At 43.2% G+C, this 12,692-nt stretch carries 11 protein-coding genes; 6 read left to right on the forward strand and 5 right to left on the reverse strand.

The features are described 5' to 3' along the window. Positions 1-336: 336 nt before the first annotated feature. The 3 genes from ACED53_RS07445 to ACED53_RS07455 all read left to right on the forward strand — a co-directional run bounded on the left by ACED53_RS07445 (position 337) and on the right by ACED53_RS07455 (position 4,826). Complete coding sequence (locus tag ACED53_RS07445) at positions 337-1,596, forward strand: outer membrane protein transport protein (RefSeq protein WP_017100538.1); 1,260 nt, start codon at positions 337-339, stop codon at positions 1,594-1,596. A 13-nt stretch (positions 1,597-1,609) separates the two neighbouring features. Next, on the forward strand, positions 1,610-4,048 hold the full coding sequence (locus tag ACED53_RS07450) for a VolA/Pla-1 family phospholipase (RefSeq protein WP_017100537.1): 2,439 nt from the start codon (positions 1,610-1,612) through the stop codon (positions 4,046-4,048). Between the two features lie 220 nt (positions 4,049-4,268). Further along, positions 4,269-4,826, forward strand: a complete 558-nt coding sequence (locus ACED53_RS07455) for a PhnA domain-containing protein (protein ID WP_009845316.1) — start codon at positions 4,269-4,271, stop codon at positions 4,824-4,826. 71 nt (positions 4,827-4,897) lie between these two features. Here ACED53_RS07455 and ACED53_RS07460 read toward each other — a convergent pair whose 3' ends face one another. Beyond that, positions 4,898-5,812: a LysR family transcriptional regulator gene (locus tag ACED53_RS07460; RefSeq protein WP_017100536.1), complete on the reverse strand. Its 915-nt coding sequence runs from the start codon at positions 5,810-5,812 to the stop codon at positions 4,898-4,900. A gap of 237 nt (positions 5,813-6,049) precedes the next feature. Here ACED53_RS07460 and ACED53_RS07465 point away from each other — a divergent pair, with 237 nt between their 5' ends. From ACED53_RS07465 to ACED53_RS07475, 3 genes are read left to right on the forward strand one after another with little or no spacing between them, the layout of a single operon-like run. Next, positions 6,050-6,262: a DUF1656 domain-containing protein gene (locus ACED53_RS07465; RefSeq protein ID WP_004730923.1), complete on the forward strand. Its 213-nt coding sequence runs from the start codon at positions 6,050-6,052 to the stop codon at positions 6,260-6,262. 10 nt (positions 6,263-6,272) lie between these two features. Next, positions 6,273-7,133, forward strand: coding sequence for an HlyD family secretion protein (locus tag ACED53_RS07470; protein ID WP_017100535.1), 861 nt, complete (start codon positions 6,273-6,275; stop codon positions 7,131-7,133). 13 nt (positions 7,134-7,146) lie between these two features. Then, entirely contained in the window at positions 7,147-8,502 is a 1,356-nt protein-coding gene (locus tag ACED53_RS07475; protein WP_017102150.1) for an FUSC family protein, read from the forward strand. A gap of 90 nt (positions 8,503-8,592) precedes the next feature. Here ACED53_RS07475 and ACED53_RS07480 read toward each other — a convergent pair whose 3' ends face one another. From ACED53_RS07480 to ACED53_RS07495, 4 genes are all read right to left on the reverse strand, one after another. Beyond that, complete coding sequence (locus ACED53_RS07480; protein WP_029222771.1) at positions 8,593-9,879, reverse strand: DEAD/DEAH box helicase; 1,287 nt, start codon at positions 9,877-9,879, stop codon at positions 8,593-8,595. Positions 9,880-10,020: 141 nt separating this feature from the next. Beyond that, the gene (locus ACED53_RS07485; RefSeq protein WP_029222772.1) at positions 10,021-10,761 is read right to left on the reverse strand and encodes a DUF1223 domain-containing protein; all 741 of its coding nucleotides are present in this window, start codon (positions 10,759-10,761) and stop codon (positions 10,021-10,023) included. Between the two features lie 211 nt (positions 10,762-10,972). Continuing rightward, positions 10,973-11,161, reverse strand: a complete 189-nt coding sequence (locus ACED53_RS07490; protein ID WP_009845310.1) for a hypothetical protein — start codon at positions 11,159-11,161, stop codon at positions 10,973-10,975. 313 nt (positions 11,162-11,474) lie between these two features. Continuing rightward, positions 11,475-12,476: a TerC/Alx family metal homeostasis membrane protein gene (locus ACED53_RS07495; RefSeq protein WP_029222773.1), complete on the reverse strand. Its 1,002-nt coding sequence runs from the start codon at positions 12,474-12,476 to the stop codon at positions 11,475-11,477. Between the last annotated feature and the right edge of the window lie 216 nt (positions 12,477-12,692).

Below are 12,692 nucleotides of genomic sequence, written 5' to 3' on the forward strand. Positions count from 1 at the left end.
CATCGTAAATGAAACCGTATTATGCCGATTTAGCGATTAACGGTAAACACAAACGAAGTTGTTACATATTTAAGCAATTGAACACTATTTATTCCGATAATGCGCATAAACATTCTGGTCACACCTCCAACCACAAATAAAGCATTGATTGTATGCATATTATAAATGTTAAAGTCCCGCCCCGTAAAATTATAACTTCACAAAATGATAACTCATTCTTTGACTTTACATGAAACATGAATTTAACATGTCATTTACATTGGAGCATCACAAATAAGAATGCTCAGTGTGTTTTCAACAATAAGAATGAGATTTGATGCCCTAGGAGGGTCAAGGATGAAAACAATACAACGCTCTCTCGTTTCGCTTTCTGTGCTATTTGCATGTAATTCACTTGCGGCTGGTTTCCAAGTTGCGGAGCATTCTGCCTCAGGCCTTGGACGCGCATTTTCAGGTGAAGGTGCAGTTGCCGACAACGCGAGTGTACTTGCGAGAAACCCCGCTGCAATGACCCTATTTGATACAGCCCAATTTTCAGGCTCGGTTTCTGTCGTTGATCCAGAAGTAGACATTACTCAAAACAATGTTCCAGGTTCTGGCGGGCAAAGTCAGACATCTAAAGACGTCGCTCCCCTTCAGATTGTACCTGGTGCTTACTACATTAGCCCAATCAATGAGCAATGGGCTTGGGGCATTGGTATGTTTTCCAACTACGGTGTTGCTACCGATTACCCAGATGATATCTACGCGGGTGATCTAGCTGGTGATACATCACTAATGTCTGTCAATTTAAACCCAAACGTAGCGTATAGAATCGACGACCAATTCAGCATTGGTGCTGGCGTAAACCTTGTTTATGCAGAAGCTGAACTCAACCGACACCAAGGTGCTATTTCAAATGTTACTGGTGATCCTTCGTCGACGAAGTTAATCAGTATGACTGGCGAAACATTCGCATTTGGTTGGAATGTGGGTGGCTTATATGAATTGAATGAAAACAATCGATTTTCTATCGCTTATCGTTCGGAAGTTGACCTTGATTTTGACGATGGTGATTTCAAAGATTACACCGGTGGAATCGTACAAGGTAGCGCAACTGCAACGACTGGCCGCTTAAAAATTACCTTACCTTCAATTATTGAAATATCGGCTTTCCACCAACTGACCGATCAGTGGGCTATCCACTACGGTTGGCAACAAACGGGTTGGAGCAGTTTTAAAGAACTTAAAGCAACCAGTCCAGATTGTACAAATGGTGAGTGTTTCAAAAAGACGGAACACTACGAGGATAACAACCGCTACTCGTTGGGTGCGACTTATCAGTTGAATAAAGAGTGGACTCTAAGAGCGGGTCTTGCTTATGACGAACAAGCAGGCCAAACGACTTTAAGTATCCCAGACAGCGATCGTTACTGGTACAGCACAGGTTTGACTTACCAGTACAGCCCAGATCTTTCTATTGATGCTGGTTTTGCCCTTGTACAAAGCAAAGGTGGTGACTTCACTGAGACCAATAAATTGGGTCAAAAGCTTGAATTTTCAGGTGATGCAGTAGCTTACTTATCTGCAATTCAATTGAACTACACCTTTAACTAAACGGAATTCAAACATGAAAAAGTTATTTAGTGTTTCGCTGCTTGCTTCGGCGATATTTCTTGCAGGTTGTGGTGATGACTCTTCGAGTTCAGGTGCCTCAACTGCCGTTAAATATGAGCAGTACATTCAAGATTCACTGGCTCGCACAACGAGTATTAAGTTTCATCTAAGTGGTGCGAACAAAGCGGTTCCACTGCCAAGCTTTGCTTTGATGGACACGACGGATGGCACTCTCGGGTTACCAACGGGTGGTAAAGATTCGTTAACGAATCCAATTGCGGCAATGAACACAATGGATGGCTGGTCTACTTCGATGCCAATCATTATGAATTTCGAAGGTACCGGTCTTGCCGACGGTGTCGCGACTGGCGGCGTTTACATTCTAAAACTTAGCAGTTCACTCACATCCACAACACCACCAACGGTTACAGGCGTGTTGACTCTAGGTACGCACTTTAATGTGTTATCTAGCGCTGCAACGGATGCCTTTACTATTGTATTTAAAGATTCACTCGATGCTTCAAGCGAATACGTGTTGGCACTGTCGAATGAACTGGCCGATGTTAATGGCGACCCGGTAGGTATGTCGTCAAGCTACGCGGCTCTGAAATCAAGTTCAGTGACGTATACTGACGGCAGCTTAGCTCAAGCTCAGAAAGTAACTCAGGGTGTAGAGCAAATCTTTGCAGGGGCGAATGCCGCCGGCAAGGTTAGCCTTGATACCAAAGACATCATTTATTCGACGTGGTTTACCACCGAATCGGTTGGCGGCTCGCTTTTCGCAACAAAAGCAGCAACAGCGACTGGGTTGGCTTCTGCGAACCTAAATGGTGTATGGAAAGGCAGTGCAAACCCTAATTCGGTTGACCTAAAAGCCGCTTACACTATGTCGTTTCTTCCTGCAGTAACATTCAAAACAGCATTAGCAAATGACACTGATTTTGATAAATACATTGGTGGCGGCGACTCGACTAAGATTGCTAAAGCCAAATTTGCTATTGGGGCGATGTACGATGCATCAAGTGCAGATGTCAATGTAAGTCAAGGGTCGGTTAAGTTACCTCACTACTTAGAAACAAGCAGCAGCAAATGGAATACTCAGCCGTTTGAATCCGCTATGCCTAGCCTAGCTAAGGTTTCAAATGCTCTAAGTAATAGTGCAGAAAAGGCGAACATGGCCGCTCAGCTTATTGCTGCTGGTATTGATGCAAGTATATTAGCGACAAGTCAAACAGAGCAGCTTAAACTCATTGGTTTAAATTTGACTCTTAAAGATGGTTCAGCACTTGATAGCGAGCGAGTCATCACCAAATACTCACCTGTTCCTCAAGTTAAATCATTAGAAGACGTCGAACTCTTACTGTTTACGCCAAATGGTTCTGATCCTACTAATGTTGTGATCTACCAACACGGTATCACCTCAGCGAAAGAAAACGCTTATGCTTTCGCTTACAACCTTGCAAAAGCAGGTGTAGCTGTATTGGCGATTGACTTACCGCTCCATGGTACACGTAGTTTAGATGATACTCGTTCGGCAAACGCTGACGTGTTAGCTTATCTGAACTTGGCGAACTTACCCGTCGCTCGCGATAACGTGCGTCAAAGTGCGCTTGATGTTATGGGCTTACGCGCATCTTTAGCCGTTTCATTAAAAGCTGGGGCACTCACAACGTCTCCATTGAAGGCATTTAATCTAACTACTGGCTCACAAGTGAAGTTCTTAGGCCACTCGCTAGGTGGTATTGTTGGAACAACAGCAGTTGCAGCCTCTAACCGTACTCTCGGTAGTGTCGCAGCTAATTCGCTTTACTCATTCAGTTCAGCAGCAATTGAAAACTCAGGGGGACAAATATCTAACCTTCTGCTTGGTTCTACAGAGTTTGGCCCTCAAGTTAAGCACAGCGTTGCATTGAGCGCTTCAACTGAGTACGCAGGCTTCGCAACCGCTAACTGTGGAAGTCTTACTAGCAAACAGTGCTACACAACGTTTGAAGCAAACGCGACCGCTGCGCAAAAAGCTACCATGACGGCCGCTTTTCAGCAGTTCGCTTATGCTGCACAAACTGTGTTGGATACTGTGGATCCGTTTACCAATGCTTCTTACCTAGTTGCTTCTGGTTCACCTCTTTTGCCTATTTATATGGCTCAAGTGCAAGGTGACGATACAGTACCAAACTCTGTCGCAAACGCTCCGTTCGCGGGAACGACACCGTTAGCAACTAAGTTAGGCCTCAAGGTGGTTGATTCGAGTAACACAAGCCCTGATGGTGCGAAGGACTTTGTTAAGTTCAGCGATGTTGCTGCGCACAGTACGTTTGTAGTTCCGCAAGATAAGACGACACCGACACCTTTGGATGAAGATCATCATGTCAGTATGCAGGCACAAGCTGTAGATTTCCTAATTGACAACGCGCTAACTTCAGCATCAATAACAGGTTCCTTCTTAGAATAAAAAACGTTGCTACTAAACAAATGCCAGCCTAACCGCTGGCATTTTTGTTTCTGCGGCCAATCAACCTTCTCTAGCTAACCGTTTGCATACAACGTTAAAACACAAATGGTTGATCTCGGCTAAAATTAATCAAGACAGAATACCGTACGACCTCTTTCTTTATTGAAAATAAAGTGGATAATAGCCCCCGTAATTAATACCTAATAAATGTGAGTCCATTATGTCTTCTGAAGCTACTATGCTAGAACGCTGCCAATCTAAATGTGAACTATGTGGTTCTGATTCTTCTCTTACTGCGTACGCAGTGCCGCCACACAGCCACGTAACAGTGGATCACGGCATTATGGTATGTGACAAATGCCTTGGTGAGATTGACGAGCCTAAAGATATCAACCACTGGCGCTGCCTAAGCGACAGCATGTGGAGTCAAGAGGCACCAGTTCAAGTAACGGCATGGCGTCAACTTACTCGTCTGAACACTGAAAGCTGGGCTCAAGACGCACTAGACATGATGTACCTTGAAGAAGAAACATCAGTTTGGGCACAAATCGGCATGTCTGCTGATGACAAGCCTCTTGATGTGAACGGCGTTGAGCTTAAAAAAGGTGACGACGTAACAGTAATCAAAGACCTTCCAATCAAAGGTACTAACCAAGTGATTAAGCAAGGTACTGTTATCCGTGGCATCAGCGTTGGTGACGACCCTAAGCTTGTTTCTGGTAAAACAAACGGCGGTCAATCAATGTACGTAATCGCTGAGTTCTGCCGTAAGAAGTAATTCTTCTCTTAGCTGAACAAAATCTCAAAGGCGCTAATGAATAATTAGCGCCTTTTTAATATCTCAAATTTTCACGACTTAAAACTATCAATAAGTTGCTCGCGGTACTCTTTAATAACAGACACCAAAGAGCCTTTGATACCACTGACTTGCTTCGAGTGCGGGCACCACAAAGCGAATCCAAATTTGAATCCTTCCACCATTTGCGCAGAATGAATGGGCTCAATTGAATGTTTTGAAAACTCAGAGTCGGTAAAAAAAGCCTTAGGAAGAAGTGCCCATCCAAAACCCTCTTCAAGCATTTTGATCATTAACGAAAGCTGATCGATCTCTTCATAGTCAGAGCTCACGATAATCTTTTCAGACATACCTTCGTCAATCAGAGACTTCAATACGAACTGTTTAGAGTTCCTAAGTGCGACTAATACTTCGTCTTTATCGATATGTGAGAGTTCTCCCCCTTTTTGTCCGAATGGATAGAACTCAAAATGCCCAAGGAAAGTAGAATCAAAACTATGCATCGCTCGGCTATTGTGAGCATTCACAAGTCCAAAGTGATATTCCCCACTTTGTATTCCTTGTTTAATTTCGTTCTTATTCCTAACCAGAAAGTTCACTCGCATCATTGGGAAATCGTGCTTAAGTCGTTTTCGTATATCTACCAAAACACGTTGTGGAACGAAACTAGAATACGCGATTGTTATTTTCTCTAGCCCACCATAAGAGAGGCTCAACGCCACTTTGTCAAAAGTACGAGCTTGCTCAATCGTCTGTTTTGCGTAGTGATAAAGGAGGTGCCCGTCCTCCGTTGGTTCTACAGAGCGGCCGACCCTTTCAAAAAGATGCACAGCAAGGTGGTCTTCCAAATTTGTAATAACCTGGCCGACGGTCGTTCTGTGCTTGTTGAGTTTTACTGCTGCTTTGCTGAATGACCGTTGTTCATAAACGGTCACAAACGCGAGAAGTTGTTCAATACTAAAGTTCATTTTGATGTGCTTACTTTCTTAGTCATGCATATGAAATAGAAAAATATCTACTGCATCAGAATAATAATGATAAAAAGACGGAGCTAAATAGCTAATGATTTGTGCCTTTTGCTAACTCTTCTTTCTAGTATATACCTAAACCTACCTAAGTTTGATGGATCCGATCCTCTATATACGATTATTAACATTGCCATAGTTCCTTTATCGTGACCTTCTTCAAACGATAGAGACAGACCCATGAACACAATGCCACATGAACTCGTGTGGGGTGAGATCTACTTCCCTCCTTTGCTATTGGTTATCGCGTTAGCTTATGTATTGACGATATTGACTGGCTCAATCGCGACAAAACTTGGGCTACATAAATATGTCGCTTTTCCTGCAATTGCCGAATTAAGCCTAATCGTGATTTTCGTCGGCGTTATCGGTCAATTCATTACCATCTTCTGAGGAATTCACCTTGATTAAACGTTATCTCATCACGCTACTACTGGTCGTTGCCGCAAGCTCTGTGGTTTATAGCTATTACCAATCTTATTCGAGTAATCCCTGGACTCGAGATGGTCAGGTCAGCGCTTACATAGTTTCTATTACCCCTCGAGTCACCGGGCAAGTAACTAAAGTCCATATTGAAGACAACTCACAGGTAGTTAAAGGGGATCTACTGTTTGAGATCGACCCAAGTATTTATCAAGCGGCCTACAATAAAGCACTCGCGACACAGAAACAGGCTCGCGCGCTCTTAGCAAAAGCTAAAAACGAAGAGCAACGCGCGTTGAACTTAGAAAAAAGAACGCCTGGCGCGCTGCCAGTGCTGACCTTGAATAACCTGAACAACGCGGTTGAGACAAATGCAGCTAACGTTGCACTAGCAAAGGCCAATGTTGAAGAGGCACATTTAAATCTCAAATACACCAAGGTTTACGCTCCAACGAATGGCTTCATCACGAACTTAAACCTACGAGAAGGCTCTCAAGTCGTCGCTAATACACCGGTAGTTGCGCTGATCGATGAAGACAGTTTCTGGATCGAAGGCTATTTCAAAGAGACTGATCTTGTGAACGTTGCACCAAACGACAAAGCTATCGTCACGCTCATGACGCGCAATGATGTTCAATTAAAAGGCCATATTAAAAGCATTGGCTTTGGCATTGCGACACAAGATGGCAGTACTGGTAATGACCTTCTTCCCAACGTGAACCCAAATTTTCAATGGATTCGCCTCGCTCAGCGTATACCAATTAAAGTAGTACTCGATAACGTGCCTGAAGACTTGCAACTTCGTGTCGGCATGACAGCTTCAATCAAAATAATCAAATAGTTGGATGGCATTTATGTTCAGTGCATCGACCAAAGAAGCAATTAAGGCTTCTCTCGCGATTGTTATCTCTATCTGCCTTGCGTTGTGGTTTCAGTGGGAAAAACCCTATTGGGCGGCAATTGCGGTTGCTGTCATGGCATTGAACGAGAGTTTTGCCCATTCAATAAACAAAGGCCATAACCGATTAATGGGAACCTTGTTAGGGACGGGTTATGCCTTTTTCTTGATTGCGATGTTTTCGCAAGACCGCTTTCTGTTTTTGATGTTTTTCACTTTATTTCTCGGTACATGCATCTTCATGTCGAGTGATGAAAAGTACGGTTATGTCTTTTCTATAGGCTTTGCTGTCTGTTCCATCATCTCTTGTATGGGGGGATTCGATAACCAAATTACATTCTATTTTGCGGTGCTACGAATACAAGAAACTTTGCTAGGCGTTATCACCTTCTCGATTGTTTATCGTCTAATCTGGCCGGTAAACACTGAACAAAACTTCGAACAACGATTTGAAACAAGCAGAGAAACGCTGATAACAGCAATGAGCGATACCAATAACCTTGATATAGAAGCCTTAGAGTCCAATACCGCTAATATTAAAAAGCTTTATCAACTGTTGGATTTACCGCTCACTGGCAGTTATCACCTAAAGCAAAATATCCAAGCGTGGCGTTTACGTGTCCGTGAAATTGCTCATATTCAAGATCGTCTGCTTGAACTCGCCTCGGATGAACTTACTCAACCTATTGATTGGCCAATTCTCACAGAAAAACTGGAAAAACTAGAGTTAATGGCGCCACACTTGTCATTGATTGATGATGTGCCGTTTGTGAAGAGTGAGAAGAAAAACGTTTCTTGGCACCATGAGCACCGTACCTTTGTTCAACACCTGGATGAAGATGGGAGAAAAGTCTTACAAGGAGTCTCGATGTTCGTCACGTCGCTACTGGTTTGGATATATCTACCTGTGCCGGGCGGTTTTATTTTTCCGATGATTGCAGGCGTATTTTCTTCCATGTTACCGACGATGCCACCAAGTGTTATCAAAGATGCGTTTTTCGGGGTGATAGGCACTGGTACCGTTATTTTACTTCAATACATCTTTATCATGCCGATGATGACTGAGTTGTGGCAATTAGCACTGTTCTATTTCATTAATAGCATGGTGATATGGAAAGTGTTCGCAACGCCTAAACTGATGGTGCACCGAATACTTGGCATTAACCTGCTGGTCGTACTGACGTCTGGCGCGCTTAATCTAACACCGGTTTATCAGATTCAAACACCATTACTGATGTTAACCACACTGCTCGTCATTTTGATGATCGGCAAATTATTTACTGACCTCTTTAGAGTCAAGAGTGTCGTTTAATCTCGTTACGCGGATTTGCTAAACTTAGGGCTAAAAATAAAAAAGGCGCAATTAAGCGCCTTTAGAAATTCTATTTTTACTGACTCAATATCAGTTATTTCTCAACCAAACATCTTGGTTTTTAGGTGCTTTCTTCTTTTTCTTCTTGCCTGTACCAGCCGGTGGCGCAACCGGTTTTAATGCAGCAACAAGTGCAGCGGTTGCTTCTTCATCCACTTCAAAGCCTTCGATTTGCTCACGCTCAAGACGAATTTTGTTCTTCTTCTCGATGATTGTGAAGTGATGGTAGTCTTCGTGATCGATCAAAGATAATGCTAAACCAACCTCACCTGCACGACCGCTTCGGCCAATACGGTGCATGTAGTCTGATGGACTACGTGGTAAATCAAAGTTGATAACTACAGGAAGCTTTTCAATATCCAGACCACGAGCTGCGATGTCTGTCGCGATCAGAACGTCAATCTCGCCAGATTTAAAATCTTCTAGGATACGAGTACGTGAACCCTGACCTTTATCACCGTGGAATACTTCCGCAATGATACCGCGCTTGTATAGCTTGTCTGCTAAATGTTCACAGCTGTTCTTCGCATTCACGAAGATCAGAGCTTGGCGCCATTCGTGTTGCTGAATCAGGTGCGCTAACAAAGCTGTCTTACGACCTTTCTCTACTTCGAATACTCGCTGAACTAGCGTGCTCGCATTGGCACTTTGAAGTTGGACTTCAATTGGGTCGTTCAGTAATTCGTGAGTCAACGTTTTAACTTGCTCAGGGAAAGTCGCAGAGAACAACAGAGTTTGCTTCTTGCTTGGCAGCAGCTTCAAGATCGCGTCGAGCTCTTCTGTAAAGCCAAGGCTCAACATTCGGTCAGCTTCATCAAGCACTAACGTTTTTACTTTATCGAGTTTGATAGCGTTGCTTGAGATCAGATCAAGCAAACGACCCGGTGTTGCCACCAAGATGTCTGTGCCGCCACGTAACGCTTGCATCTGAGTGTTCACCGATACACCACCGAATACACAAACAGTTTTGATTGCACCGTTGAAATGTACTGCGTAAGACTTAACGCTATCGGCAACTTGCTTAGCAAGCTCACGTGTAGGAACCAAGATAAGGCCGGAAACATAGTTACCTTTGCCTGAACGACGGTCTAGAGGTGCATCTTCATGGATTTGTTGTAACAGTGGAAGTGCAAAGGCTGCGGTTTTACCTGAACCTGTATTTGCGCCTGCAATTAGGTCGCGTCCTGCTAACACACTTGGAATAACTTGCGCTTGGATAGGCGTTGGCTGTTGGTATTCAAGCTCGGTAAGACGAGCCATCAAAGGAGAGATTAAGCCAAGATCAGAGAAGTTGGTTGGTGTTGTGGTGTTAGTCATTAATTGCAGGAACTCAAAGCTAAAATAATAGCGCGCTATATTAACGTATTTCAGCAGTATTACGTAACTAAATCGCCCCTTTCTCTCGTGTTTTAGCAATGAGCCCCACTACAACACATCCAGTATCAAGCTATGGCAAGTTTAATTCAGCCACCCTGCTACCGTTTGTTCCGGTGTATACGAGTTAGGTTCGGTTAACCACACGGCTACAGCATCTGGCGTTGCGACTAATGGATCAAAATCGACATTGAATTGCCATTCAGACTCACCACGTCGATAGCCGTCATAAACCACGACAAAATCGTGCTCAAGTTTCTTACCTCTGTTCTCGCCCGCTTTAACGCTGGTGACTTCGTTCATCGCCAACAAGGTAATATGAGCGACATAATCACCTTTGCCTTCGTAATGCACGCTGAACGTATCGCCTTTATGGTTCACTGTTAATTTAGGATTAATTTGTTGTTGGAGCGATGGCAAGGTTCTGTCTAGCCAATTAAAGTAACCACGCCACTCTTTTCCATCGACGATAAAGCCCGGGGTATAAACACCACTTGTTACCCCATAAGCTTTGTACAAGCGTTGCTTCTGACTGAATGCCTTGCTCGCGAACTTATCTCCCCACCCTAGGTAGTCCCAGTAATCGACGTGATAGGCGAGAGGAATGACTTGTGTCCAAAGATTAGGGTCGTCTTCAAAAGTACTAAGGTAGGCATCAGCAGGCGGACAACTTGAACAACCTTCAGAGGTGAACAGTTCGATAACCTGCGCAGGTTGACCTTCATTACTCCAGGTTTGTGCAATCGACACAGAAGAGTAAAAGCCGATCGGTAAGGCAAGTAAACAGAGTTTAATCAATGGTGAGTTGCAGCTGGCGTGTGACATACCGTGATCCTTGTACGAAGCGAATTTACTGGCGCTCAAATACAGACCGTTATGCCTAAGTCTTTCTTTCAGGTGATGAGTTTTCAGGTGCTTAGTTTATTTTAAATGCTTAGTTTCTTTGAGATACACAGCTTATTGCAGATACAAAAACGCCAGCTTCAGAAGCTGGCGTTTTCTTAAAATTCTATATTTTTACATGTTAACGCGGAGATTAACGGTTGATACCGATATCGCGTTGCATGTGACCAGATAGGTCGCTTGAGTAGTAACTACGTGGAGAGTTGTCTACAAAAAGAATATCGAAAATGTGTGCAATCAATCCTTTGAAGTTAACCGAGTAGGTCTTCTTATCCATAGAGTTAGGAACAGCGATAGTATTCATTTGCATTGCTTGAGCCATGATTGCCTCTCTATAAATTTGTTTAAGTGGTTCGTTCTGATGACAAGAATAATAGGTGATTTTTTACACGTTAAAAAATGACTAAATTTGGGCATTCAGATTAGTTTTTCTAATAAAACAAACCATTAACAACGCATGAAAATACATATTCACAAATGGTGACTATAAATTCACAATGGCGTTAAAATCATGCATTTAGTACAAATACCCTTCAAATCATAGTGGCCAATGTCACAGAAATTTTACATAAATAATTTTTCCACTTCATCGACCACATACCGATTATAAACTTTTCGATAAGTTATATTTGTTTCTAATTCACTTGTTCAATGTCTGGCTTCTTAGCATAAATCGACGCTATAACCGCAACCGTCATGGTAGAAATCAGCACCGCCAACGACCAATACGTCGGTATAGCCCATTCGCTATCAACCAGTAGCATTTTTACACCAATAAAGACCATGATGAATGCCAGCGCAGGCTTCAAGTAAATGAACTTATCCATCATGCCTTGCAGTACAAAGTACAAAGAACGGAGACCAAGTAACGCAAATACGTTTGCAGCAAGTACTAAGAAAGGTTCTTGTGTTACCGCAAAGATCGCAGGAATAGAATCCAATGCAAACATCACATCCATAACTGCAATCGCACCGATCACCAACATCATTGGAGTGAATGCCCATTTAGCACCCTGTTTAACCATTAATGCAGGGCCATGGAAATCTTCGGTTACCGGCATCACTTTACGAAGTAGCTTTTCAGGCAGTGTATTCACGCTTTCCTCTTCGCCCTTGTCTAACGCCAGTTTAATACCAGTACCAATCAAGAACGCAGCGAACACGTAAAGTACCCAGTGGTATTCCGCCAATAGCTGTGCGCCTAGTGCGATCATAATTGCACGAAGTACCAATGCACCAATTACGCCCCAAAGAAGCGCACGTGGTCTTAGATGCTCAGGAACTTGGTATTGAGCAAAGATCATCGCGAAAACAAATAGGTTGTCTACACTGAGTGATTTTTCTAGCAAGTAACCCGTAATGAATGACACGGTTGCTTTTTGCGCTGTGTAGTCACTATTTGGTGCATAAATGTCCCAGAATAAGTAAATAGAACCAGCAAACAAAAATGCAAGTACAAACCAAAAAACGCTCCAGATTGCCGCTTTTTTAATTGTGACGTTCCCACCACGAGTCTGATAGATATCAATAGAGACGAGAATCACTGTTAGCAGGAAAAAACCCGCATAAGTCGTCATGATTGGCGATGAAAAAAAGGATTCACTATTTGTAGATAATAGAGATTGAGTTGAGTTCATTATTCCTCCGGGCGGAAGAACTTTACAAAGACCTTCCGCAAACAAAACATATCAAGTTCCACGACGGATCTTGATTGTGATTGCGTTGGTCTCGTTGAAGTGAAATATGGGATTTCACCTTTACATACCGGATAGGCTCTTAGCCTAACGAGATGACGACATGTAAACTTGCGCTAACTACTCCCCAAACGCGTGGATAATATTCCCCTATTTGTG

It is taken from the genome of Vibrio sp. 1F169, from assembly GCF_041439605.1.
Taxonomy (GTDB): Bacteria; Pseudomonadota; Gammaproteobacteria; order Enterobacterales; family Vibrionaceae; genus Vibrio; species Vibrio tasmaniensis_A.

What these genes read in the sequence shown, in the direction of transcription:
- ACED53_RS07495 (WP_029222773.1), bottom strand. Translation starts at nt 12,476, where the DNA reads ATGAACTCAACTCAATCTCTATTATCTACAAATAGTGAATCCTTTTTT.
- ACED53_RS07460 (WP_017100536.1), bottom strand. Translation starts at nt 5,812, where the DNA reads ATGAACTTTAGTATTGAACAACTTCTCGCGTTTGTGACCGTTTATGAA.
- ACED53_RS07450 (WP_017100537.1), top strand. Translation starts at nt 1,610, where the DNA reads ATGAAAAAGTTATTTAGTGTTTCGCTGCTTGCTTCGGCGATATTTCTT.
- ACED53_RS07490 (WP_009845310.1), bottom strand. Translation starts at nt 11,161, where the DNA reads ATGGCTCAAGCAATGCAAATGAATACTATCGCTGTTCCTAACTCTATG.
- ACED53_RS07480 (WP_029222771.1), bottom strand. Translation starts at nt 9,879, where the DNA reads ATGACTAACACCACAACACCAACCAACTTCTCTGATCTTGGCTTAATC.
- ACED53_RS07465 (WP_004730923.1), top strand. Translation starts at nt 6,050, where the DNA reads ATGAACACAATGCCACATGAACTCGTGTGGGGTGAGATCTACTTCCCT.
- ACED53_RS07485 (WP_029222772.1), bottom strand. Translation starts at nt 10,761, where the DNA reads ATGTCACACGCCAGCTGCAACTCACCATTGATTAAACTCTGTTTACTT.
- ACED53_RS07445 (WP_017100538.1), top strand. Translation starts at nt 337, where the DNA reads ATGAAAACAATACAACGCTCTCTCGTTTCGCTTTCTGTGCTATTTGCA.
- ACED53_RS07455 (WP_009845316.1), top strand. Translation starts at nt 4,269, where the DNA reads ATGTCTTCTGAAGCTACTATGCTAGAACGCTGCCAATCTAAATGTGAA.
- ACED53_RS07475 (WP_017102150.1), top strand. Translation starts at nt 7,147, where the DNA reads ATGTTCAGTGCATCGACCAAAGAAGCAATTAAGGCTTCTCTCGCGATT.